This window comes from Streptomyces sp. NPDC104367 (assembly GCF_055583825.1).
This window is the reverse complement of sequence record NZ_JBVJND010000008.1, coordinates 290,520-312,881: the sequence shown is the minus strand read 5'-3', so window position 1 is coordinate 312,881 and position 22,362 is coordinate 290,520. Positions and strand designations below refer to the sequence as shown.

At 74.0% G+C, this 22,362-nt stretch carries 17 protein-coding genes; 9 read left to right on the top strand and 8 right to left on the bottom strand.

Translation table 11 applies throughout. From position 1 onward, the window contains the following. The first annotated feature begins 106 nt into the window (after window positions 1-106). Window positions 107-1,153 carry a LacI family DNA-binding transcriptional regulator gene (locus ACZ619_RS15175; RefSeq protein WP_469598705.1) on the top strand — a complete coding sequence of 349 codons (1,047 nt, stop codon included), beginning with the start codon at window positions 107-109 and terminating at the stop codon, window positions 1,151-1,153. A gap of 305 nt (window positions 1,154-1,458) precedes the next feature. Here the strand turns inward: ACZ619_RS15175 and ACZ619_RS15170 are convergent, their stop codons facing one another. Both ACZ619_RS15170 and ACZ619_RS15165 read right to left on the bottom strand, forming a co-directional pair. Beyond that, entirely contained in the window at window positions 1,459-2,697 is a 1,239-nt protein-coding gene (locus tag ACZ619_RS15170; protein ID WP_469598703.1) for an FAD-dependent monooxygenase, read from the bottom strand. Between the two features lie 127 nt (window positions 2,698-2,824). Next, window positions 2,825-3,196, bottom strand: coding sequence for a hypothetical protein (locus tag ACZ619_RS15165; protein WP_469598702.1), 372 nt, complete (start codon window positions 3,194-3,196; stop codon window positions 2,825-2,827). A gap of 372 nt (window positions 3,197-3,568) precedes the next feature. Here ACZ619_RS15165 and ACZ619_RS15160 point away from each other — a divergent pair, with 372 nt between their 5' ends. The 3 genes from ACZ619_RS15160 to ACZ619_RS15150 all read left to right on the top strand — a co-directional run bounded on the left by ACZ619_RS15160 (window position 3,569) and on the right by ACZ619_RS15150 (window position 6,862). Further along, entirely contained in the window at window positions 3,569-4,504 is a 936-nt protein-coding gene (locus ACZ619_RS15160) for a bifunctional helix-turn-helix transcriptional regulator/GNAT family N-acetyltransferase (RefSeq protein ID WP_469598700.1), read from the top strand. Between the two features lie 17 nt (window positions 4,505-4,521). After that, window positions 4,522-5,322: a sugar phosphate isomerase/epimerase family protein gene (locus tag ACZ619_RS15155; protein ID WP_469598698.1), complete on the top strand. Its 801-nt coding sequence runs from the start codon at window positions 4,522-4,524 to the stop codon at window positions 5,320-5,322. A 310-nt stretch (window positions 5,323-5,632) separates the two neighbouring features. Then, window positions 5,633-6,862 (top strand): MFS transporter, encoded by a 1,230-nt coding sequence (locus ACZ619_RS15150; protein WP_469598696.1) that lies wholly within the window; start codon window positions 5,633-5,635, stop codon window positions 6,860-6,862. 73 nt (window positions 6,863-6,935) lie between these two features. Here ACZ619_RS15150 and aroA read toward each other — a convergent pair whose 3' ends face one another. Beyond that, entirely contained in the window at window positions 6,936-8,186 is a 1,251-nt protein-coding gene (gene aroA / locus ACZ619_RS15145; RefSeq protein ID WP_469598694.1) for a 3-phosphoshikimate 1-carboxyvinyltransferase, read from the bottom strand. Window positions 8,187-8,530: 344 nt separating this feature from the next. Here aroA and ACZ619_RS15140 point away from each other — a divergent pair, with 344 nt between their 5' ends. Then, the gene (locus ACZ619_RS15140; protein WP_469598692.1) at window positions 8,531-10,348 is read left to right on the top strand and encodes a glycoside hydrolase family 3 protein; all 1,818 of its coding nucleotides are present in this window, start codon (window positions 8,531-8,533) and stop codon (window positions 10,346-10,348) included. 117 nt (window positions 10,349-10,465) lie between these two features. On the opposite strand, the gene ACZ619_RS15135 is transcribed toward ACZ619_RS15140, so the two are convergent. From ACZ619_RS15135 to ACZ619_RS15125, 3 genes are all read right to left on the bottom strand, one after another. Continuing rightward, window positions 10,466-10,540, bottom strand: a complete 75-nt coding sequence (locus ACZ619_RS15135) for a putative leader peptide (protein WP_350780434.1) — start codon at window positions 10,538-10,540, stop codon at window positions 10,466-10,468. Window positions 10,541-10,676: 136 nt separating this feature from the next. Beyond that, window positions 10,677-11,069, bottom strand: a complete 393-nt coding sequence (locus tag ACZ619_RS15130) for a hypothetical protein (protein WP_469598690.1) — start codon at window positions 11,067-11,069, stop codon at window positions 10,677-10,679. 103 nt (window positions 11,070-11,172) lie between these two features. Then, window positions 11,173-11,895: a TetR/AcrR family transcriptional regulator gene (locus ACZ619_RS15125; RefSeq protein ID WP_469598688.1), complete on the bottom strand. Its 723-nt coding sequence runs from the start codon at window positions 11,893-11,895 to the stop codon at window positions 11,173-11,175. 62 nt (window positions 11,896-11,957) lie between these two features. Here ACZ619_RS15125 and ACZ619_RS15120 point away from each other — a divergent pair, with 62 nt between their 5' ends. After that, window positions 11,958-13,607 (top strand): FAD-dependent monooxygenase, encoded by a 1,650-nt coding sequence (locus tag ACZ619_RS15120; protein ID WP_469598759.1) that lies wholly within the window; start codon window positions 11,958-11,960, stop codon window positions 13,605-13,607. A 24-nt stretch (window positions 13,608-13,631) separates the two neighbouring features. On the opposite strand, the gene ACZ619_RS15115 is transcribed toward ACZ619_RS15120, so the two are convergent. Together ACZ619_RS15115 and ACZ619_RS15110 are read right to left on the bottom strand one after the other, a co-directional pair. After that, window positions 13,632-13,850 (bottom strand): hypothetical protein, encoded by a 219-nt coding sequence (locus ACZ619_RS15115; protein WP_469598687.1) that lies wholly within the window; start codon window positions 13,848-13,850, stop codon window positions 13,632-13,634. Between the two features lie 148 nt (window positions 13,851-13,998). Continuing rightward, on the bottom strand, window positions 13,999-17,742 hold the full coding sequence (locus tag ACZ619_RS15110; RefSeq protein WP_469598685.1) for an ABC transporter ATP-binding protein: 3,744 nt from the start codon (window positions 17,740-17,742) through the stop codon (window positions 13,999-14,001). Between the two features lie 196 nt (window positions 17,743-17,938). Here ACZ619_RS15110 and ACZ619_RS15105 point away from each other — a divergent pair, with 196 nt between their 5' ends. The 3 genes from ACZ619_RS15105 (at window position 17,939) to ACZ619_RS15095 (ending at window position 22,340) form a co-directional block, all read left to right on the top strand. Next, window positions 17,939-18,787: a serine hydrolase gene (locus tag ACZ619_RS15105; protein WP_469598683.1), complete on the top strand. Its 849-nt coding sequence runs from the start codon at window positions 17,939-17,941 to the stop codon at window positions 18,785-18,787. 67 nt (window positions 18,788-18,854) lie between these two features. Further along, window positions 18,855-19,907 carry an esterase-like activity of phytase family protein gene (locus ACZ619_RS15100; protein ID WP_469598681.1) on the top strand — a complete coding sequence of 351 codons (1,053 nt, stop codon included), beginning with the start codon at window positions 18,855-18,857 and terminating at the stop codon, window positions 19,905-19,907. Between the two features lie 117 nt (window positions 19,908-20,024). Next, on the top strand, window positions 20,025-22,340 hold the full coding sequence (locus tag ACZ619_RS15095; protein ID WP_469598679.1) for an ArnT family glycosyltransferase: 2,316 nt from the start codon (window positions 20,025-20,027) through the stop codon (window positions 22,338-22,340). The last annotated feature ends 22 nt before the right edge of the window (window positions 22,341-22,362 follow it).

Sequence of the window (22,362 nt, the reverse complement as noted above, 5' to 3'; positions counted from 1 at the left end):
GAACAACCCGGGGTTATGGCCTTATGGTCTGCACGGCAAGGGGGCTTCCTTTGAGCAGGCTGTGTGCGACGGCGTACGACATGACGCGTGACCGGAGGACGACGAGATGACGGTGACCCTGGCGGACGTGGCGGCCCGCGCCCAGGTCTCGCCCGCGACGGTGTCGCGCGTACTGAACGGGAACTACCCGGTGGCGGCGTCCACGCGGGAGCGGGTGCTGCGGGCGGTGGACGAGCTGGACTACGTCCTCAACGGTCCCGCGAGCGCGCTCGCGGCGGCCACCTCCGACCTGGTGGGCATCCTCGTCAACGACATCGCCGACCCGTTCTTCGGGATCATGGCGAGCGCGATCCAGTCCGAGATCGGCGGGCCCGGCGGACGCGCGGGCGGCGAGCGGCTGGCCGTCGTCTGCAACACCGGGGGGTCGCCGGAGCGGGAGCTGACGTATCTGACCCTGCTCCAGCGGCAGCGGGCGGCGGCGGTGATCCTGACCGGCGGGGCCATGGAGAACGCGCCGCACGCGGCGGCGGTGGCGGCGAAGCTGCGCAAGCTGGCGGACGCGGGGACGCGCGTGGTGCTGTGCGGGCGGCCGCCGGCGCCGGACACCGACGCGGTGGCGCTGACCTTCGACAACCGGGGCGGCGGGCGGGAGCTGACCGAGCACCTCATCGGGCTCGGGCACCGGCGGCTGGGCTACATCGCGGGCCCCGAGGAGCGGACCACCACCCGGCACCGGCTGGAGGGCCACCGGGCGGCACTGGCCGCGGCCGGCATCGAGGAGGACCCGCGCTGGACCGTGCACGGACGGTACGACCGCCGGGCCGGGTACGAGGCGACGCTGGAGCTGCTGCGCCGGGACCCCACGCTCACCGCGGTGGTCGCCGCGAACGACTCCGTCGCCCTGGGCGCGTGCGCGGCGCTGCGCGAGTCGGGACTGCGGATCCCCGAGGACGTCTCGGTGGCCGGCTTCGACGACCTGCCGTTCAGCATCGACGCGGTGCCCGCGCTGACGACGGTGCGGCTCCCGCTCGCGGAGGCGGGCACCCGGGCCGGCCGCATCGCCATGGGCCGCGAGGAGCCCCCGCCGGGCGGCATCGCGACCGCACGCGGCGAACTGATGGTCCGGGGGTCCTCGGGGGTACCGCGCGCCTGAACACCCGTGGCCCGCAGGCCCGGTGCCCGGCCGCACACGACGGAGCCGCTCCGGCCCCGCCCCCGCGGCCGCCGCCCGAGCACCCCACCCCGGGGAGCCGCCCCGCGTGCGACCGACCCGGGTCCGGTAGCCGGGCCCGGCGACCGAGTGCGCTACCCCGCTACCCCGGGAGCAGTCCCGCGTGCGACCGGTCCGGTAGCCGGGCCGGCGGTCGGCCGGTCGGTCGGAGGGCGTGTGGTCCCGGGAGCGGAGCCGGCCGCGGGCCCGGCGGCGGACCCGCGTGTGGTCGGGCCGGCCGGGGGGCGTCAGTGTGGTGGCCGGCCCAGCAGCGGGAGGGCCGTTTCGCCTCTTCTGCGGTCTCGGTACCAGCGGCGGCCCGTGTCGTAGGCGCGGCGGGCCCGGCGTACCGTGCCCAGCTGGGTGGCGAGGTGGAACTGGTAGCGCCAGGGCGAGTGGCGGCCCTGGCGGACGGCCATCGCGTAGGCGAAGTCGACGGGGTCGCGGTCCACGTAGTCGTCCAGCTGCTCGAACCAGGCCATGCTGGTGCGCGCGCCCGCCTGGACGGGATGGAGTTCCGCGCGGCGGTGCTTGTCGTACTCGCGCAGGGCGGTCCGCGGGTCCGGGAAGCGGGTGAGGGCCTGGGCCAGGACGATCGCGTCGATCATGGCCAGCCGGGTGCCGGAGCCGAGCGTGAAGTGGGTGGTGTGGGCGGCGTCGCCGGCCAGCACGACGGGGCGCCCGTCACTGCCGTCGAGCCACGTCCGGTTGCTGATGTGCGTGAACCGCTGCCACTTCGCCGGAGCGCCGCGCGAGCTGCTCATCAGGGAGTGGCCGTCGAGCGCGCGGTGGAAGATCTTCTCCAGCAGGGGCAGGGCCTCCTGCTCGTCGAGCGTGTCCAGGCCCAGGCCCTGCCAGGTCGTCGGCGAGCACTCCACGATGCAGGTGCTGACGCCCTTGAACGACGGGTAGGCGTGGAACCAGATCCAGCCCGCGTCGGTCTGCTCGAAGGCGAACACGAAACTGTCGAACTGACGGTCCGTGCCGAGCCAGATGAACGGGTTGCGGCCGGTCTCCAGCCGGGTGCCGAAGTGGTCGGCGCGGGCCTGCCGGATACGGCTGTTCGCGCCGTCGGCGGCCAGGACCAGGTCGGCGTCGGGCAGGTCGGCGGGGTCGGCGAGCCGCTCACCGTGCCGTACGTCCACACCGAGCGACCTCGCGCGCCGGGTCAGCACGTCGAGCAGGGCCGCGCGGCCCATGCTGTAGCCGTAGCCGCCGAAGTACGCCGCGCCGTCGTGCCGGTCGCCGTGCACCCGGATCTCCTGCTGCTGCCACAGCACGGAGCCGGCGCTGATCTCCCGGGCGCTCTCGGGGTCGTTCCCGTGCAGGATGTCCAGCAGGTCGTTCCAGTAGACGACGCCCCAGCCGTACGTGGCCTCGGGCGGATCCGCCTCCAGAACGACGATCTCGTGCCCGGCGTCCCGCAGTTTCGCCGAGATCGAGAAGTACAGCCCGGCCGGGCCTCCGCCCACACAGACGATCCTCATCCGGTCACCGCCTCCACGGCCACGGGGCCCGCAGGCCCGCAGGGGGTTCCTCGACATGGGTCCGGGTGCCCGGTCGGGCACCCGGACCCACCCTTCGATCTCACGGGGTGTGGCTCACGATGACCGGTCAGTCCCAGCCGCCACCGCCCCAGCCGCCGCCCCCGCCCCAGCCGCCGCCCCAGCCGCCGTAGCCGTAGTCGTCGTCGTTGCCCCAGCCCCAGCCGCCGCGGTCGTGTCCGCCGTAGCCGCCGTAGCCGCCATAGCCGCCGCCGCGGTCGTGTCCGCCGTAGCCGCCGCCGCGGTCGCCGCCGTAGCCACCTCCGCCGTAACCTCCGCCGTGGCCCCCGCCTCCGCCGTGGTCGTCCTGGTAGCTGGCGAGGTGGGCGGGTGCGGAGTTGGTGGCCGCGCTGGCCACGCCTGCTCCGGCCGCGAGCGCCAGGATCGGCGCCGAGACTGCGGCGATGGCGATCCTCTTGATGCGAGTGGTGTGCGCGCGCATGATTTCGCCTCTTTCCGAGGGTGTGGTTGTGTGACGGCGGCCGCTTCGGGGGCCACCCTGCGTGCACTCCAGAGCCTGCGCGCAGCTCTGAGCGCGTCCGCCCCGCCCTCGGTGCCGGTTCCGCACCGCCCGGGCCCTTCGGCGGACCACGCCACGACCGAAGTTGAATCGGACATAAGTGACGTTCGTGTATAAACCTACGGCGGCGGGGCGGCGAAGTCAAAAGCTGGACCACGCCCGGGCAACAAGAACAAGTAAAGCCTGCGTGACCGCCGTTCGGGCCGACGGCTTCCGGTCGGACGGGGTCGCGGGATAGCCTCTGGAGGCGGCATCTCTGACTCAGTCAACTATCGGGACACCCGGGTGACAGCCATGACCGTCCAGGACATCCGCGCGTTCAACCGCTTCTACACCAACGTCATCGGCGCCCTCGACTACGGCCGCCACCTCTACGCCCCCTACACCCTCACCGAGGCCCGCGTGCTCTACGAGCTCGCGCACTCCGACGACACCGACGCCGCCGACCTGCGCACCGATCTCGTCCTGGACGCCGGATACTTGAGCCGCATCCTCAACAAGTTCGAGGAGGCCGGGCTGGTCGAGCGCGCGCCCTCGCGGAAGGACCCCCGGCGCCGGCGCGTCTGCCTGACCGCGCGCGGCCGGGAGGCGGCCGGAGTGCTGGACGAGCGGGCGCGGGACTCGGTCGGCTCGATGCTGGGCGCCGTCGCCCCCGGCGAGCGCCCGCGGCTGGCCGAGGCCATGCGCACCATCCGCACGATCCTCGGCGACGCCCACGTCCCCGCCCCCTCCGACGAGCCGGTGCTGCGCGAGCCGGGCCCCGGCGACCTCGGCTGGATCGTGCAGCGCAACGCCGCGCTGTACGCCGCCGAGTACGGCTGGAACACCGACTACGAGGGGCTCGTCGCCCGGATCGTCGCCGACTTCGCCGAGGACCACGACCCGCATCTGGAGCGGGTCTGGATCGCCGAGTGGGCGGGCCGACCGGTGGGGTGCGTGATGTGCGTGCGGGACGACGCGCCCGGCACCGCGCGGCTGCGGCTGCTGCTCGTCGAACCCGAGGCCCGGGGGCTCGGGATCGGGGACCGACTGGTCGGCGCGGTGATCGACTTCGCGCGCGGGGTCGGCTACCGGGAGCTGGTGCTGTGGACCAACGACATCCTCGCCACCGCCCGCCGCGTCTACCAGCGGCACGGCTTCGTGCTCACCGCCGAGAAGCCGCACCGCTCCTTCGGCGCCGATCTGGTCGGCCAGGACTGGCGACTGGACCTGCACGCGACCGGCGGGTGAGAAGTAGGTTGGTGAGCATGAGGTTCGCCTTCTCCACCCTCGGGGTCCCCGGTCTGCCGGTGCCGGACGTGCTGGCCCTCGCCAGGACCCACGGCTATCACGGCGTCGAACTGCGCGCCCATCCTGAAGAGCCCGTGCACCAGGGCCTCGGCCCCGCCCGACGGGCCGACGTGGCCGCCGAGTTCGCGGCGGCCGGGGTGGAGGTGCTGGGCGTCGCGGGCTACGCGCGCGCCGCGGCCCCCGGCGAGGACGGCCCGGTCCTCGACGAGATCCGCGGGCTCCTCCGGCTGGCCCACGACCTCGGCGCCTCCTTCGTCCGGGTCTTCCCCGGCGCCGACCCCGCGCTGCCCGCCGCCGAGTCCGACGCGATCGCCGCCCGGCGGCTCGGCACGGTCGCCGAGGACGCCACCGCGCTCGGCGTGCGCGTCCTGCTGGAGACCCACGACTCGCACCGGGCCGGCGCCGACGCCATCCGCGTCCTCGGGCCGGTCGGACACCGGCAGGTCGGCGCGCTGTGGGACGTGATGCACACCTGGCTGGGCGGCGAGCAGCCCGCCGAGACCTACGCGGCCCTCGCGCCGTACCTCGGCTACGTGCAGGTCAAGGACATCGCCTCGGCCGACGACACCACCCCGCTGCCGCTCGGCGACGGCATCCTGCCCCTGTCCGACTGCGTCGAGATCCTCTCCCGGCACAACTGGGACGGCTGGCTGTGCTGGGAGTACGAGAAGCGCTGGTACGAGACGGCGCCCCCACTGCCCGGGCTGCTGGCGGCGGGCCGCGAACACCTGGGCCGCCTGCTCAACGAATCAGCCTGACAGGACAGGTCTGCCGAGGCACGGCCGGGAGACGGACGGGGGTCACGGCCGGAGTCGCGGCCGGAATCACAGCCAGAGCCGCGGCGGCCAGGATCGTGGCCGAGGTCACGGCCGGGGGCGCGGCCGGAGTCGCGGCCAGGGTCACAGCCAGAGCCTTGGCCGGGGGCGCGGCCGGAGTCGCCGCCGGGGGCGCGGCCGGAGTCGCCGCCGGGGGCGCGGTTAATTCGCTGGCGGTGGTCACCGCCGCCGGTTAGCGTCCCGGGGTGCTCGTGCTCCTCCCGCTCCCGTTCTTCCCGTTGCTCCCGCGCTCATGAGCCTGACCCGCTCGTTCGTCGACGTCAGGCCCCTGCGCTTCTCCCCCGTCTACCGGCGGCTGCTGTTCGGCCGGACCGTGTCCGGCCTCGGCGGGTTCATGACCATGGTGACGGTCATGTACCAGGTGTGGGACACGACCCACAGCGCCGCCTGGAGCGGTGCGGTCGGTCTGGCGCAGGCCCTGCCGCTGGTGGTGTTCGGGCTGTTCGCCGGGGCGTGGGTGGACCGCGCCGACCGCCGCCGGATGTACCTGACGGCGACCGTCGGCCAGGCCGTCTGCTCCCTCCTGCTGGCCGTCCAGGGCTTCACCGGCCACGTCCCGGTGGCCGGGATCCTCGCGCTGGTCGCCGTCCAGTCCCTCTTCGGCGCGCTCGGCGCCCCCGCGGCCGGCGTCTTCGTACCGCGCCTGCTGCCCAAGGACCAGGTGGCCGCGGGCCTCGCCCTCAACCACCTCACCGGACAGGCGACGATGCTGCTCGGCCCCGCCCTGGCCGGTGTGCTGCTCGGCTGGCTGGGCATCGGCACCTGCTACCTCGTCGACGCCCTCACCTTCGGCCTCTCCTTCTACGGCGCCTTCGGCCTGCCCCCGCTGCCGCCCGAGGGCGAGCCGTCCCGTACGGGGCTCCAGGGCGTCCTGGACGGCCTGCGCTTCCTGACCGCCCACCCGGTGGTGCGCGGCGCCCTGATCACCGACCTGGCGGCGACCGTGCTGTCCTTCCCGGTCAGCCTCTTCCCGCTGGTCAACGCGGAACGCTTCGGCAACGACCCGCGCACCCTCGGCCTGTTCCTCTCCGCGCTGGCGGTCGGCGGCCTCCTCGCCACGGCCTTCTCCGGCGCCGCCACCCGGCTCGGCCGCCCCGGCCCGGTGATGCTGTGCGCGGCCGCGGCCTGGGGCGCCGCCCTGATCCTGTTCGGCCTGACCACCAGCGCCTGGACCGGCCTGGCCCTGCTGGTCCTGGCCGGGGCCGCGGACGCCACCTCGGTGGTCTCCAGGACGACGATCGTCCAGACCCACACCCCGGACGCGCTCCTCGGCCGGGTCTCCGCCGCCGAGGCGATCGTCGGCCAGGCCGGGCCCAACCTGGGCAACGTCCGCGCGGGGCTGCTCGCCGGCTGGACCTCCGGCACGGCCTCCCTGATCACCGGCGGACTGCTGTGCGTCCTCGCGGTGGCCTCGGTGGCCGGCACCACGCCCGAACTGAGGCAGGCACCACCGGCACCGTGAGCCACTCACCCGGCCCCGGACCAGGCCCCGCGGCCCAGCCGCCCCGGCCCCGGCCCCGGTCAGGCGGCCCAAGTCACTTGCCGTGGACGGGGATTCCCCACCCGGCGGCGAGCCGTCCGAACGCCTCGTGGAAGCCGGGGAACGTCTTCTTCACGCACCCGGGATCGTCGAACGAGATCCCCGGGGTGCGCAGGCCGGTCACCGCGAAGGACATCACGACGCGGTGGTCGCCGTAGGTCCTGATCCCGGCGGGGACGGGGGTGCCGGGGCGGATCTCGATCCAGTCGTGGCCGGTGGCGGCCTCGATGCCGAGCCGGCGCAGGTTCTCCGCGCAGGCGTCGAGGCGGTCGCACTCCTTCACCCGGGTGTTGGCCACGTCCTCGATCCGGACCGGACCGTCCGCGAAGGGGGCGATCGCGGCGAGCGTGGGCATCGTGTCGGAGATGTCCCGCATGTTGACGGTCAGACCGCGCAGTGCGCCCGTGCCGCGGACGGTCGTCCGGTCCTCGGCCACCTCCACCTCCGCGCCCATGCGCCGCAGCACGTCGACGAAGCCGAGGTCGCCCTGGAGCGCGCCCCGCCCGAGCCCCGGGACGGTGACCTCGCGTCCGGTCACCGCGGCGGCCGCGAAGAAGTAGCTCGCGGTGGAGGCGTCGGGTTCGACCGGGTAGGAGGTGGCCCGGTAGCCGCCCGCCGGCACGACGAAGACGTTCCCGTCGCGCTCCACCTCCACCCCGAACGAGCGCATCATCGCGATCGTGATCTCCACGTACGGCGCCGAGACCAGGTCCGTCACCCGGATCCGCAGGCCCTTGCGGGTGAGCGGGCCGAGCAGCAGCAGCGCGGTGAGGTACTGCGAGGACTGCCCGGCGTCGAGCGTCACCTCGCCGCCCTCCACCCCGGCGGCCTCGATGCGCAGCGGATGGTGGCCCTCCGCCTCCTCGTGCCGCAGGTCGACCCCGAGGTCGCGCAGGGCGCGGGTGAGCGGGGCGAGGGGGCGGCGGCGCATCTGCTCGGAGGCGTCGAAGCGGTAGCTGCCGCGACCGGCCGCGGCGAGGGTGGGCAGGAAGCGGGCGGTGGTGGCGCCGTCCCGGCAGTGGACCTCGGCCGCGGGCAGCGCGGGGCCCTGCGGACGGCCGTCCACCTGCCAGGCGTCCGGGGTGCGGCCGACGCGGTAGCCGAGCCGGGTCAGACCCTCGGCGAAGCCCTCGGTGTCGTCGGAGCGGAGCGGGCGGACAAGGGTGGTGACTCCGTCGGCGGCGGCCGCGAGGAACAGCGCGCGAGCGGTGACGGACTTGGAACCGGGGATGTCGACGAGGGGCATCCGTCCATGATCGCCGGTTCGGGGGTCCGGACGGCGGGCGGTTCCAGAGGATGGAACGGACGGCCGCATCCGGCGTCCCCCGAGTCACTCGGGCACCGGGTCGCGGGAATTCGGCGTCCGCCGGGAACCCGGTGCGCTTCCCGTCCGTCCAAAGTCCAGGCCGCCGGAAGAGTCTCCGTGGTGTGGTCCCGGCTCTCACCGCTGGGTGCGATCGCCGGTCTGCCCTCTCCGCCGCACCACGGCCGCCGGCCCGCCGCCATCGACGTGCCCCCCTCCAATGCGCCGATGGCGGCCCCTTTCCCGTTAACGTGCGTTTCGGCGGTTTCCCATCCAAAGGAGCGCACATGCCCTCCAGACGTACTGTCCTCGCCGCGACCGCTGGGGTCACCGCGGGGCTCGCCGTCGGCGCCGGCGCGTACGGCCTCGGCTCCGACGACAGGGCGCTCGGGCCGCTCGTCTCCCGTATGACCCTGGAGGAGAAGGTCGGCCAGCTGTTCGTGATGCGGGTCCACGGCCACTCCGCGACCGACCCCGACCAGGCCGACGTCGACGCCAACCTCCGTGAGCTCGGCGTCCGTTCGGCCGCCGAGCTGATCGCGAAGTACCGCGTCGGCGGGATCATCTACTTCACCTGGGCGCACAACACCCGCGACCCGCGGCAGATCGCCGCCCTGTCGAACGGGATCCAGCGGGTCTCGCTGGAGCAGCCGCGCGGTCTGCCCGTCCTGATCAGCACCGACCAGGAGCACGGCGCCGTCTGCCGGATCGGGAGGCCCGCCACCCTCTTCCCCGGCGCCATGGCCATGGGCGCGGGCGGCTCCCGCGTCGACGTGCGCACCCTCGGCCGGATCTCCGGCACGGAGCTGCGGGCGATGGGCGTCCGGCAGGACTACTCCCCCGACGCCGACGTCAACGTGAACCCGGCCAACCCCATCATCGGCGTGCGGTCCTTCGGCGCCGACCCGGCCGCGGCCGGCGCGCTCGCCGCCGCCGAGGCGGAGGGGTACCGGGCCGCCGGGGTCGCGGCCACCGCCAAGCACTTCCCGGGGCACGGCGACACCGCCGTCGACAGCCACACCGGCTTCCCGGTCATCACGCACAGCCGGGAGCTGTGGGACGAGCTGGACGCGGTGCCCTTCCGGGCCGCGGTCGCGGCCGGCGTCGACTCGATCATGACCGCGCACATCCAGTTCCCCGCCCTGGACGGCTCCGGCGACCCGGCCACCCTCTCGCACCCCGTCGTCACCGGCATCCTGCGCGGCGAGCTCGGCTACGACGGCGTGGTGGTGACCGACTCGCTGAGCATGGCGGGCGTGCGCACGAAGTACGGCGACGACCGCGTCCCGGTGCTCGCCCTCAGGGCCGGTGTCGACCAGCTCCTCGACCCGCCCGCGCCGGACGTGGCGTGGCACGCCGTCCTCGATGCCGTGCGCAACGGCGAACTGACCGAGTCCCGGCTCGACGAGTCGGTCCTGCGGATCCTGCGGCTCAAGTCGCGGCTGGGGCTGCTCGACCGCCCGTACGTGCAGGAGAAGGACGTCGACCGCGTGGTCGGGACCGCCGCCCATCTCGCCGCCGCCGACCGCGTCGCCGAGCGCACCACCACCCTGCTGGTCAACGACGGCGTGCTGCTGCCCCTCTCCCGCCGTACCCACGGCCGGGTGCTGGTCGTCGGCGCGGACCCGGACTCGCCGTCCGGCACCACGGGTCCGCCCACCGGTGTGCTGGCCGCCGCCCTCACCGAACTCGGCTTCGGGGCGAGCGCGTTGTCCACGGGCACATCGCCCTCCGACGCGGCGGTCGGCCGGGCGGTCGCGGCGGCGCGGGAGGCGGACGCGGTGGTGGTGGCGACGTACAACGTCACGGCGGGCAGCGGGCAGCAGCGGCTGGTGGAGCAACTGGTCGCCACCGGGCGGCCGGTGGTGGCCGTCGCGGTGCGCAATCCCTACGACGTCGCCCAACTGCCTTCCGTCAGGGCCTTCCTGGCGTCCTACGGCTGGACGGACGTCGAACTGCGCGCCGCCGCACGGGTGATCGCGGGCCGGGTGGCGCCGCGCGGGAAGCTGCCGGTGCCGGTGCGGCGGGCGGACGACGCGGCGCAGGTGCTGTACCCGATCGGCCACGGGCTGACGTACCAGACGTACGCGGCGGACCCAGCGTAGGCCCCGGTCGGCGGAAGGCGTCCGGCACGCCGGCGTGGACCGTGCGGGCGGTCACCGGGCGGGTGTGAACGCCGGGTGTCGGCCCCGGCCCGATCCGTCGGGGAAGGGCGCGCGGGGTCAGCTGCAGAGCGAGGCGGCGACCCTGAGCAGGTCGACGTGCGCGCGCTTCACGAGCTCGACACCGGATTCCATGGGCCGGGACTGTACACACCGGGAGTCACGGGCGAGACCGGAGTCTCACTGACCGGGCAACACAGGGTTCTTGACGACCGCTGTCCTCAAGAACCCTTTCCCGGCAAGGGGGTTGTCCACCGGGCGGCGGCCGCCCTCAGCACAGGATCCAGTCCGAGCTCACCGAGCCGTGGCCCACCGTGCCCTTCACGCGGACGCAGCGGTGGCCGGCGTGGACCGTGACCGGGCCCGCGCAGCGGGTGTATCTGCCCTTGTCGACGACGGGACGGTTGCCGCGGGCCTGGACGCTGACGGACATGGTGCGCCTGGCGCCGGGCCTGCCGGGGAGGGTGACCGCGCAGACGTAGCCGCCCTGCCGGTAGACGTGCACGGCGCCGGTGGCGAAGGACAGGGTCCGCACCTCGCGCCCGGCGCATCCGGTGGCCGTCGCGGCCCGGGCCTGGGCCGGTGCCGTGAGGGCGAGCGTCCCGGAGGCGGCCAGCAGGGCCGCGCCGAACGCCAGGCGCCGGCGTATCGCGCCACTGTCCACAGTCGTCCCCTCCCGCACCGCAGCCGTGCACCATCCATGAACGTACTGATGTACGGACGCCGAACGTATGCCGGATGGTTGCACGGGCGGCCGCGGGGCCGGGTCAGCGGGGGGCGAGGCCGGCGGTCAGCAGGGCGAGGGTGAAGTCGAAGCGGTCGTGGCCCTCGCCCGCGGTGAGTTCGGCGGCGTGGCGGGAGGTGTGCGGGAAGGTGGCGGCGGGCAGGGCGGCGAAGCGGCCCAGCAGTTCGTCCCGGTCGAGGACCCAGACCGCGTCGTCGTCGGCCGACCGGCGGCGCGCGATCGACGTCTCCAGGCAGTAGGCGGCCACGTAGAGGAGCAGGGCGTCGATGGCCCAGGCGGCGGCCTGCGGGGCGACGCCGCCGGCCAGCAGGATCGCCAGCATGCCCTCGGTGACGCGCACGGTCTCCAGGTCGGTGGGGGCCATGGCGAGCGCGGCGCGGGAGATCCCGGGGTACTTCAGGTACTGGTCCCGGATCCCGGCGCACACCCCGTGGACCTGCTCGCGCCAGGCCGCGGGGTCGGGCTCGGGCAGCACCAGTTCGGCGCAGAGCCGTCCGATGAGCAGTTCGTCGAGGTCGGCCTTGTTGACCACGTGGGCGTAGAGCGAGGCGGGTCCGGTGTCGAGCGCGTCGGCCAGCCGGCGCATGGTCAGCGCCTCGTAGCCCTCGGCGGCGACCACGCCCAGCGCGGTGTCGACGACCTGCTCCACGGTGATCGGCACCCGGCGGCGGCGCGACCTGGGGCCGGCCGCCGCCTCGGGGTGCGGCGCCTGGTGACGCGCCGCGCGTCGCTCTCTCGGGTTCACCCGGCCATCATAGCTTGACACGAACAGTGTTCGTGCGTAGAACACTGTTCGTGACAGCGAACATGAATCACGACGTGGATGTGACCGTCGTCGGCGCCGGGCCGGTGGGCCTGGTGCTCGCCGCGGAACTGGCGCTCTGCGGGGCGAGCGTGCAGGTGCTCGAACGGCGCACCGAGCCGGACCCGGCCATGCGGGCCGGGGCGATCAACGTGCCGACCGCCGAGGCACTGGACCGCCGGGGCCTGCTCCCCGCCGCCGAGCGGATCCAGCGCGAGCAGCTCACCCGCGTGGGCCCGTTCGGACGGCCCACCGGCGACCGGGCGGACCCCGGCGGGCGGGCGGACCCCGGCGGGCGGCAGCCGGCACCGGCGCGGTTCACCGGGCACTTCGCCGGGATGGTTCTCGACGCCGGGCTGGTGGACTGGGACGACCCCGATCTCGCCGCGCACACCGCGGTCGCCGGGGCCCGGCTGGTGCCGCAGCCGGAGCTGGAGCGGCTGCTGGCGGGCCTGCTGGAGCGGCTCGGGGTGCCGGTGCGGCGCGGGGTGGAGGTCACCTCGCTGACGGACACCGGCGACGGCGTGCTGGTCGGCACCGGCGCCGGGCCGGTGCGCACCGGCTGGCTGGTGGGATGCGACGGCGGGCACAGCACCGTGCGCCGCCTCGGGGGCTTCGGCTTCCCCGGCACCGGCCCCGAGCTGACCGGGTACCTGGCGGTCGCCGAGATCGCCGACCCCTCGGTGCTCGCGGACGGCTGGACGTGGTCGGCGCTCGGCGCGTACCGCCACGGCCCGCAGCCCGGCCGGGTGGTCACCGTGGAGTTCGACGGCGGGCCCGCCGACCGGTCCGCCCCGGTCACCCTGGCGGACGTGCAGGCCGCTCTGCGCCGGGTCTCCGGCACCGGCGTCACGCTGACCGCGCTGCGCGGGCCCGCGACCCGCTGGACCGACAACGCCCGTCAGGCCGACGCCTACCGCCGCGGCCGGGTGCTGCTGGCCGGGGACGCCGCGCATGTGCACCCGCCGTTCGGCGGCCAGGGCCTCAACCTCGGGGTCGGTGACGCCACGAACCTCGGCTGGAAGCTGGGCGCCGTGATCGCCGGACGGGCGCCGGAGGGGCTCCTGGACACCTACGAGGCCGAGCGCCGTCCGCTCGGCGCCTGGGTGCTGGACTGGACCCGGGCCCAGATCGGGGTGCTGCGCGGGGACGCCAAGTCCGCGGCGCTGCGCGAGGTCGTCGCGGACCTGCTGGCCACCCGGGAGGGCGCGACCTACGCGGTGAAGCGGATCTCCGGTGCCGCGCAGCGCTTCGGCCTGCCCGGCGGCCACCCGCTGACCGGGCGGTACGCGCCCGACCTGTGGCTGGGCGACGGCTCCCGGCTGGCCGACCACGGGCACGACGGCGGCTTCCTGCTGCTCGACCGCACCCCCGACGGCGCCCTCACCCGCCTCGCCGCGGCCTGGGCCGGACGCGTGCGGGCGGTGCCCAACGTGACCGACGGCCCCGCGGCACCGGCCGGGGTACTGGTCCGCCCGGACGGCGTGGTCGCCTGGGCCACGGACAGCGCGGGCACGGGGAACGCCACTGGCGCTGCGGGCATCGGGGGCACCGCAGACACCGCAGACGCCGCCGGTGCCGTCGCCGCCGGGCTCGAAGCCGCTCTGCGCCGGTGGGCCGGCGACCCGACCCCCGCCACCGGACGGACCTGCTGAGCCTGCTGAGCCTGCTGAGCCGAGTCAGCGGGTGAGCCGGGCCGGCCTGTGCAGCCGGGCCAACCGGGTCAGCAGGGCCAACCGCTCCAGCCCGCTCGGCCGGGCCGGCCTGATCGACCAGGTCAGCAGGGCCAGCCCGGTCAGCCGGGTCGGCCGGACCAACCAGGCCAGCCGGTTCAGCCGGGCCAACCAGGCCAGCCGGTTCAGCCGGGCCAACCAGGCCAGCCCGATCGACCAGCTCAACAGGGCCAGCCCGCTCAGCTCGGCCAGCCCGCTCAGACCGCTCAGCTCGGCCAGCCCGCTCAGCCGGCCAGCCCGCTCAGCCGGGCAGGCCGGGTCAGCCGGGCAGGCCGGGTCAGCCGGGCAGGCCGGGTCAGCCGGGCAGGCCGGGTCAGCCGATGACGCCCACCGGTTCCTCCGGTTCCTCCGCCTGGCCGATGAAGGTGCGCCACAGCGCGGCATACCGGCCGCCGCGGGCCAGCAGCTCGTCGTGGGTGCCGTCCTCCGCGACCCGGCCGTGGTCCATCACCACCACCCGGTCGGCGCGGGCCGCGGTGGTCAGCCGGTGCGCGACCACAAGGGTCGTACGGCGCCCGGCGAGCCGGTCGGTGGCGGTGTTGACCTGGGCCTCCGTCGCCAGGTCCAGGGCCGCCGTGGCCTCGTCGAGCAGCAGGACGTCGGGGTCGACGAGTTCGGCGCGGGCGAGGGCGATCAGCTGGCGCTGGCCCGCCGAGAGGTTGCGTCCGCGCTCGGCGACCTCGTGGAGGTAGCCGCCGTCCAGGGTGGCGATCATCTCGTGGGCGCCGACCGCGCGGGCCGCCGCCTCCACCTCGGCGTCGTCGGCGTCGGGCCGCCCGTAGGCGATGGCGTCCCGGACGGTCCCCGGGAACAGGTACGCCTCCTGCGGGACGACCCCGAGCCGGTGCCGGTAGGCGGTGAGGTCCAGGGTGCGCAGGTCGGTGCCGTCGACCGTGACCCGGCCGCCCGTCGGGTCGTAGAACCGCGCCACCAGCTTGACGAGGGTCGACTTCCCGGCGCCGGTCTCGCCGACGAAGGCGACCGTCTGTCCGGCGGGGATGGTCAGGTCGATGCCGCCGAGCGCCTCCTCCGGCGCGTCGGCGGAGCCGTAGGCGAAGTGGACGCCCTCGAAGGCGATCTCCCCGCGCAGCGGGCCGACCTCGCCGGGCCGGTCCGCCGCCTGGGTGGACGTCGGCTCGCGCAGCAGCTCCTGGATGCGGCCGAGGGAGACGGTCGCCTGCTGGTAGCCGTCGAAGACCTGGGAGAGCTGCTGGACGGGCGCGAAGAACAGGTCGATGTAGAGCAGGTAGGCGACCAGGGCGCCGGTGGTGAGGGTGGCCGCCTCGACCCGGTGCGCGCCCGCGACCAGCACGCTCGCCGCGGCCACCGAGGACAGCAGCTGCACGAACGGGAAGTAGACCGATATCAGCCACTGGCCCCGGACACGGGCACTGCGGTAGCTCTCGCTGCGCTCGGCGTAGCGCCGGGAGCCGTCGCCCTCGCGGCGGAACGCCTGCACGATCCTGAGCCCGGACACCGACTCCTGGAGGTCGGCGTTGACCGCGGACACGCGCTCGCGGGCGAGTTCGTACGCCTTGACGCTGGCCCGGCGGAAGAAGAAGGTCGCGACGATCAGCGGGGGGAGGGTGACGAAGACGACGAGCGCGAGCTGGACGTCGATCACCAGCAGCACGGCCATGATGCCGAAGAACGTGACGACGGAGACGAAGGCGGTGACCAGCCCGGTCTGCAGGAACGTGGACAGCGCGTCCACGTCCGTCGTCATCCTGGTCATGATCCGGCCGGTCAGCTCGCGCTCGTAGTAGTCGAGTCCGAGCCGCTGGAGCTGGGCGAAGATCTTCAGGCGGAGCGAGTAGAGGACGCGTTCGCCGGTGCGGCCGGTCATCCGGGTCTCGCCGATCTGCGCCGTCCACTGGACGAGCACCGCGAGCAGCGCCAGCAGGGAGGCGGCCCAGACCGCGCCGAGCGCCGCCTTGGTGACGCCCTGGTCGATGCCGTGCCGGATCAGGACCGGCAGCAGCAGGCCCATGCCGGCGTCGACGGCGACCAGGCCGAGGCTGGCGAGCAGCGGCGGTCCGAAGCCGCGCAGCAGCCGGCGCAGGCCGTAGGAGCCCTCGGGCCGGACGGCGCCGGCCTCGTCGATGTCGGGGACGTCGGTGGCCGGCGGCAGCGCGTCGACCTGGGCGAGGAGTGCGGGGGTGGCCGGGGTGCCGGCGAGGGCGAGGTCCCGCGGTGTGCGGTCACCGGTCCACAGCCGGGGGGTCACCCCCCGCTCGGCGTCGAACTCGGCGTCCAGCTCGTCGCGGACGGTCGTGTCCTCGTGCGGTTCCAGGGGTACGGCGTGCCCCGGGGAGACCCCGCCCAGCTCGTCGGGGTCGGTGAGCAGCCGCCGGTACAGGGCGGAGCGCTCCTGGAGTTCCTCGTGGGTGCCGATGTCGGCGAGCCGGCCGGAGTCGAGGACGGCGATGCGGTCGGCGAGGTTGAGGGTGGAGCGGCGGTGCGCGATGAGCAGGGTCGTACGGCCCCGCATGACCTGTTTGAGCGCCTCGTGGATCTCGTGCTCGACGCGGGCGTCGACGGCCGAGGTGGCGTCGTCGAGGACGAGCAGGCGGGGGTCGGTGAGCAGGGCGCGGGCGAGGGCGACGCGCTGGCGCTGGCCGCCGGAGAGGGTGAGGCCGTGCTCGCCGACCGTGGTGTCGTAGCCCTCGGGCAGCTCGGCGATGAAGCGGTCGGCCTGGGCGGCGCGGGCGGCGGCGAGGATCTCGTCGTCGGTCGCGTCGGGCCGGCCGTAGGCGATGTTGCTGCGGACGGTGTCCGAGAAGAGGAACGAGTCCTCGGGGACCAGGCCGATCGCGGCCCGCAGCGAGTCCAGGGTCAGCTCGCGCACGTCGTGGCCGCCGATCAGGACGGCGCCGTGGGTGACGTCGTAGAAGCGGGGCAGCAGCAGGGAGACCGTGGACTTGCCGGAGCCGGAGGAGCCGACGACGGCGAGGGTCTCGCCCGGGCGGATCTCGAAGCTCAGCCCGCTCAGGACCGGGCGCTCGTGGTCGTAGCCGAAGGAGACGTCGTCGAACTCGACGGTCGCGGGCGCGTCGGCGGGCAGTGTCCTCGTGCCCTCGGTCAGGGTGGGCCGGGTGTCGATCAGCTCCAGGACGCGTTCGGTGCCGGCCCGGGCCTGCTGGCCGACGGTGAGGACCACGGCGAGCATCCGGACCGGGCCGACCAGCTGGGCGAGGTAGGTGGAGAAGGCGACGAAGGTGCCGAGGGTGATGTGGCCGCGGACGGCCAGCCAGCCGCCGAGCGCCAGCATGGCGACCTGGCCGAGGGCGGGGACGGCCTGCAACGCCGGGGTGAACCTGCTGTTCAGCCGGATCGTCCGCAGCCGCCCGGCGAACAGCTTCCGCCCGACCTCCCTGAGCTTGCCGGTCTCCTGCTCCTCCTGCCCGAACCCCTTGACCACCCGCACGCCGGTGACCGCGCCGTCGACCACGCCGGCCACGGCGGCGGCCTGGGCCTGGGCGTACCAGGTGGCGGGGTGGAGCCTGCTGCGGCTGCGCTTGGCGATCCAGTAGAGGGCCGGGGCGACGGCGAGGGCGACGAGGGTGAGCGGGAGCGAGAGCCAGGCCATGATCGCGAGGGAGATCAGGAACAGCAGTACGTTGCCGATGGTCATCGGCAGCATGAAAAGCAGGCCCTGGATCAGCTGGAGGTCGCTGGTGGCCCGCCCGACGACCTGGCCGGTGGACAGCTCGTCCTGCCGCCGTCCGTCGAGCCGGACGAGGGTGTCGTACATCTCCGTGCGCAGGTCGTGCTGGACGTCGAGGGCGAGGCGGCCGCCGTAGTAGCGGCGGACGTAGGTGGCCGCGTAGACGAGGACGGCGGCCCCGACCAGCCCGGCGGCCCAGGGCCCCATCGACCGGCTGTGGTCACCGATCACGTCGTCGATGATCACCTTGGTGATCAGCGGTACGACGGCCAGCACGGCCATACCGGCGAGCGAGGAGCCGAGCGCGAGCACGACGTTGCGGGGATGCCGCCAGGCATACCCCGCCAGCCTGCCCGCCCAGCTCCGCCGCTCCCCCTGTTGCACTGCCACCCGGATGCCCTTCCTCGGCCCTGTTCTGTCGCATGGGCACAACACAAGCAAAACCGGATTTCATCCTTCCGCAACAAAAGGGGGACGCGGGCGGACCGGCGTCCGGTGCCCGGCCGGATGCGGCGGCGGGCAATGTCTCGCCAAAACCGCTCCCGTTCGTACAACCCTTCGTACGAACTCCTGAGTCAATCCCGGCATGACTCACCGGATATCCAGACGCACCAGAGTGCTGGCGACGGTCGTCGGCGGGGCCGCGCTCGCCGTGGGCACGGCCGCCGCGCCCGCCTCCGCCGCCACGCCCGCGGTCAGCTGTACGTCCGCGAAGACGGGCCTCGCCGCGAAGCTGAAGACGGACATCACCGCGGCCCTCGCGAACCGGAAGGGCACGGTCGCCGTCGGGCTGTACGACCGATCGACGAAGACGACCTGCACCCTGCGCTCCACCACGCACTACGACTCGGCCAGCACGGTCAAGGTGACCGTGCTGGCCACGCTGCTGTGGGACGCGAAGAAGCACGACCGGTATCTGACGACCACCGAGCAGACGCTCGCCAAGGCCATGATCACCAAGTCGGACAACACCGCGACGACCAAGCTGTGGAAGCAGCTCGGCCTCACGAAGATCAAGGGCTTCCTGGCCGCCGCCGGGATGACCCGGACGACCCCCGGGGCGAACGGCTACTGGGGGCTGACCCAGATCGACGTGCACGACGAGCAGCGGCTGCTCGCGCTCGTCACCGCGAGCAACAGCGTGCTCAGCGACAACGCGCGCGCCTACATCCTGAAGCTGATGGGGCAGGTCGTCTCGTCCCAGCGGTGGGGCACCCCCTACGGCGCGCCGTCCGACGTCTCCGTGCACGTCAAGAACGGCTGGCTGCAACGCGCCACGCACGGCTGGCGGGTGCACAGCCTCGGCACCTTCAAGGGCGGCGGCCACGACTACCAGATGACCGTGCTCACCCACGGCAACAGCACGATGACCTACGGGATCAACACGATCCAGGCCGTCGCGAAGGTGATCCACAAGGACCTGGCGGCGAGCTGACGCACAGGCGGCGACCTTTCACGAGCGGGTCTCCCGCCCGTCACCGGCGCGCCCTACGGTGACGGCCATGCGCCTGCGAACCGTACTCGCCACCGTCACCGCCGGCCTGGCGGCGGCCACCTCCCTGTCCGCCGCCGGGCCCGCCGCCGCCGGGCCCGCCGCCGCCGGTTCCGGCACCCCTTCCGCCCACGCATGTTCGGCCGCCGTCTCCATCGACGGCTTCTCCGACGCCCTCGACAAGACGACGTTCGGCGGCTACTACGTCGGCAACCTCTCCGCGCTCGCCGTGGACGGGGACGGCTCCCTGGCCGCCCTCGCCGACCGGTCCTACCTCTTCGGCCTGGACGCGAAGACGCTCGCGCCGAAGTCGGTCGTCGCCCTGGCCGACGAGAACGGCGCGGCCCTCGACTCCGAGGGCCTGGCCGTGGACCGCGACGGCACCCGGCTCATCACCTCCGAGACCGAACCGTCCGTCCGCCGCTACTCGGCGGACGGCAGGATCCTGGACCGCCTGCCCGTGCCGGCCTCGCTGCTCGTGTCCCCGGCCGGCCGGGCCACCTCCAACCAGACCTTCGAGGGCCTGACCCTGCTGAACGGCGGCCGCACCCTGCTGGCCTCCATGGAGTACGCCATCTCCGGGGACACCGCCGGCATCGTCCGCTTCCAGACCTGGCGGCGCACGAAGGACGACCGCTTCGAGCTGTCGGCCCAGTACGCCTACCGCACCGACGACCCGGCGCTCGGCGTCCCCGAGGTGCAGGCGCTGCCCGACGGCCGGCTCCTCGTCCTGGAGCGCGGCTTCACCTCCGGCGTCGGCAACACCGTCCGCCTCTACCTGGCCGACCCGCTCCACGCCACCGACACCAGCGGCATCGGGAACCTCACCGGGCAGGCCGGCGTCCGCCTGGTCGAAAAGACCCTGCTCACGGACATCGCGAGCTGCCCGACCCTGGGCGCCACCGCCCGGCAGACCCAGCCCAACCCGCTCCTCGACAACATCGAGGGCATGGTGGTCACCGGCCGTGCCAAGGGCGCGTACCAGGTCCTCCTGGTCAGCGACGACAACCAGAACGCCGCCCAGACGACCCGCTTCTACCGCCTGTCGGTCCGCGTCCGCTGACGCCCCGGCCGCCCCCCCCTCGGGGGCGGCCGGCCTCTTACCCACATCTCACCCACCCACAGGCTGCACCCAGGATCAGCACAGCCCTCGCTCATCACCCGCCCGCATGTTGGGGTGGTGACATCTGCCACCGATCCACTCCCCCACACGACCGTGTCCCCCGACTGGGCACCGCCGACCCCGGCCTCCGCGGCCGCCCCGCCGGACAAGGCACCTCGCTGGTCGCTGCCCGCGTTGATCGCGATCCTGGTCCTGGCGGCGGTGCTCTACTCCTGGAACCTCACCGGTTCCAGCATGAACACCTTCTACAGCGGCGCCGTCTGGGCCGCCACGAAGAGCTGGAAGGCCTGGTTCTTCGGCTCGCTCGACCCGGGCAACTTCCTGACCGTCGACAAGCCGCCGCTCGCGACCATGGTCATGGGCCTGTCGAGCCGGATCTTCGGCTTCGGCACGTGGCAGATGATGGCGCCGATGATCGTGCTGGCGCTCGCCACGATCTACATCCTGCACTCCACCGTGAAGCGGGTGTGGGGACACGGCGCGGCGACCGTCGCCGCGCTGGTGCTGGCGCTCACCCCGATCACCGTCGCGATCAACCGCGACAACAACCCCGACACCCTGCTGGTCTTCCTCATGGTGTCGGGCTCGGCGCTCGCCTTCCGCGCCACCCGGGACGAGAAGCTGCTCCCGCTGCTCGGCGCGGCCGCCTGCTTCGGCCTCGCCTTCAACACCAAGCTGCTCGCGGGCTGGATCGCGCTCCCGGCCGTCTTCGCGCTGTACCTGTACGCGTCGAAGGCGTCCTGGGCGAAGCGGGCCGTGAACCTCGCGCTCGCCGCCGTCGTCCTCGCGATCTCCAGCTTCTGGTGGGCGATCGCCGTCTCGCTGGTCCCGGCCGCCGACCGCCCGTACATCGGCGGCTCCACGGACGGCTCCGCCTGGGACCTGATCATGGGCTACGACGGTCTGGGCCGCGTCTTCGGCGGCGAGGGCAACGGCGGAGGCGGGGGCGGGGGCGCCAGCTTCTCCGGCTCCTCGGGCCTCGGCCGCATGTTCAACGACGTCCTCGGCGGCCAGATCTCCTGGCTGCTCCCCTTCGCCGGCATCGCCCTGGTCGGCGGCCTGGTGCTGTGCGGCCGCGCCCCGCGCACCGACCTCAGGCGGATGGCGCTGGTCCTGTGGGGCGGCTGGACGCTGCTGCACTACGTGATCTTCGCGACCGCGCAGGGCACCATGCACCCGTACTACACGACCGCGCTCGCCCCGGGCATCGCGGTGCTGTGCGGCGGCGGTGGCGCGATGCTGCTGCGGGCCTTCCGCACGGACAAGCGGTGGATCTGGGTCCTGCCGCTCGCCTTCGGCATCACCGGCGTCTGGGCGATCGTGCTGCTGCGCCGGGCCTCCGGCTGGAACACCTGGCTGTGGCCGACGATCGCCGTGCTGACGGTGGCCGGCATCGCGGGCATGCTGGTCTTCCGCTCCGGCACCAGGGTCCGGCTGCTGGCGGCCTCGCTGGCGGCGGCCGTGGTCGCGGCCCTCGCGGGTCCCGCCGCGTACGCGATGGCGGTGCCGTTCGGCAGCACCGGCGGCGGCATGGGCGGTACGAACCCGACCGCGGGCCCCTCCACGGGCAACGGCATGGGCGGCGGCCCCGGGGGCGGCGGCGGCAGCGGCGGCTTCCCGGGCGGCGGCGAGATGCCGGGCGGCACCCAGCAGGGCGGCGGCCAGAACAACCAGGCCGGCGGCGAGACGGGCGGCGGCTTCCCCGGCGGCGGCTTCCCGGGCGGCACGAACGGCGAGGCCCCCGGCGGCACCGGCAACAGCAACGGCAACGGCCAGGCGATGCCCGGCGGCGGCACCGGTGAACTGCCCGGCGGCGGCACCGGAAACGGTGAATTCCCCGGCGGCAGCGGCAGCACTGGCGGCACGCGCGGCGGCTTCGGCGGCGGCATGGGCGGCGGTGGCGGCATGGGCGGCAGCGTCGACAGCGACCTGATCGCCTACCTGAAGAAGCACAAGGACGGCGCCACCTGGCTGCTGGCCGTCTCCAACTCGCAGTCCGCGGCCCAGATCGAGCTGAGCACGCACGAGGCCGTGATCTCCATGTGGGGCTTCACCGGCTCCGACAACGCGATGACCGTCGCCAAGCTGAAGGAACTGGTGAAGGCGGGCAAGCTGCACTACATCCAGATCAGCGGTGGCGGGATGGGCGGTGGCATGGGCGGCAGCAACTCCGTCAGCTCCGCCGTGAACACCTGGGTGCAGAAGCACGGCACCGCGGTCAAGGAGAGCGCGTACAGCAAGAGCACGACGACGGACTCGGGTTCGAAGTCGTCGGAGTCCTCGAAGTCCTCGGGCTCCTCGGACTCGTCCGGCTCCGCCTCGCAGAGCAGCACCTCGACGGTCTACCGGCTGGACCCGTCGGACGTCAGCTGACACACCGGCACAACCGAGGCCC

Excerpts from the sequence above, each read along its gene's own strand:
- ACZ619_RS15100 (WP_469598681.1), top strand. The coding sequence starts at position 18,855 with ATGCGCCTGCGAACCGTACTCGCCACCGTCACCGCCGGCCTGGCGGCG.
- aroA (WP_469598694.1), bottom strand. The coding sequence starts at position 8,186 with ATGCCCCTCGTCGACATCCCCGGTTCCAAGTCCGTCACCGCTCGCGCG.
- ACZ619_RS15120 (WP_469598759.1), top strand. The coding sequence starts at position 11,958 with ATGAATCACGACGTGGATGTGACCGTCGTCGGCGCCGGGCCGGTGGGC.
- ACZ619_RS15170 (WP_469598703.1), bottom strand. The coding sequence starts at position 2,697 with ATGAGGATCGTCTGTGTGGGCGGAGGCCCGGCCGGGCTGTACTTCTCG.
- ACZ619_RS15155 (WP_469598698.1), top strand. The coding sequence starts at position 4,522 with ATGAGGTTCGCCTTCTCCACCCTCGGGGTCCCCGGTCTGCCGGTGCCG.
- ACZ619_RS15175 (WP_469598705.1), top strand. The coding sequence starts at position 107 with ATGACGGTGACCCTGGCGGACGTGGCGGCCCGCGCCCAGGTCTCGCCC.
- ACZ619_RS15150 (WP_469598696.1), top strand. The coding sequence starts at position 5,633 with ATGAGCCTGACCCGCTCGTTCGTCGACGTCAGGCCCCTGCGCTTCTCC.
- ACZ619_RS15140 (WP_469598692.1), top strand. The coding sequence starts at position 8,531 with ATGCCCTCCAGACGTACTGTCCTCGCCGCGACCGCTGGGGTCACCGCG.
- ACZ619_RS15160 (WP_469598700.1), top strand. The coding sequence starts at position 3,569 with ATGACCGTCCAGGACATCCGCGCGTTCAACCGCTTCTACACCAACGTC.
- ACZ619_RS15105 (WP_469598683.1), top strand. The coding sequence starts at position 17,939 with ATGACTCACCGGATATCCAGACGCACCAGAGTGCTGGCGACGGTCGTC.
- ACZ619_RS15165 (WP_469598702.1), bottom strand. The coding sequence starts at position 3,196 with ATGCGCGCGCACACCACTCGCATCAAGAGGATCGCCATCGCCGCAGTC.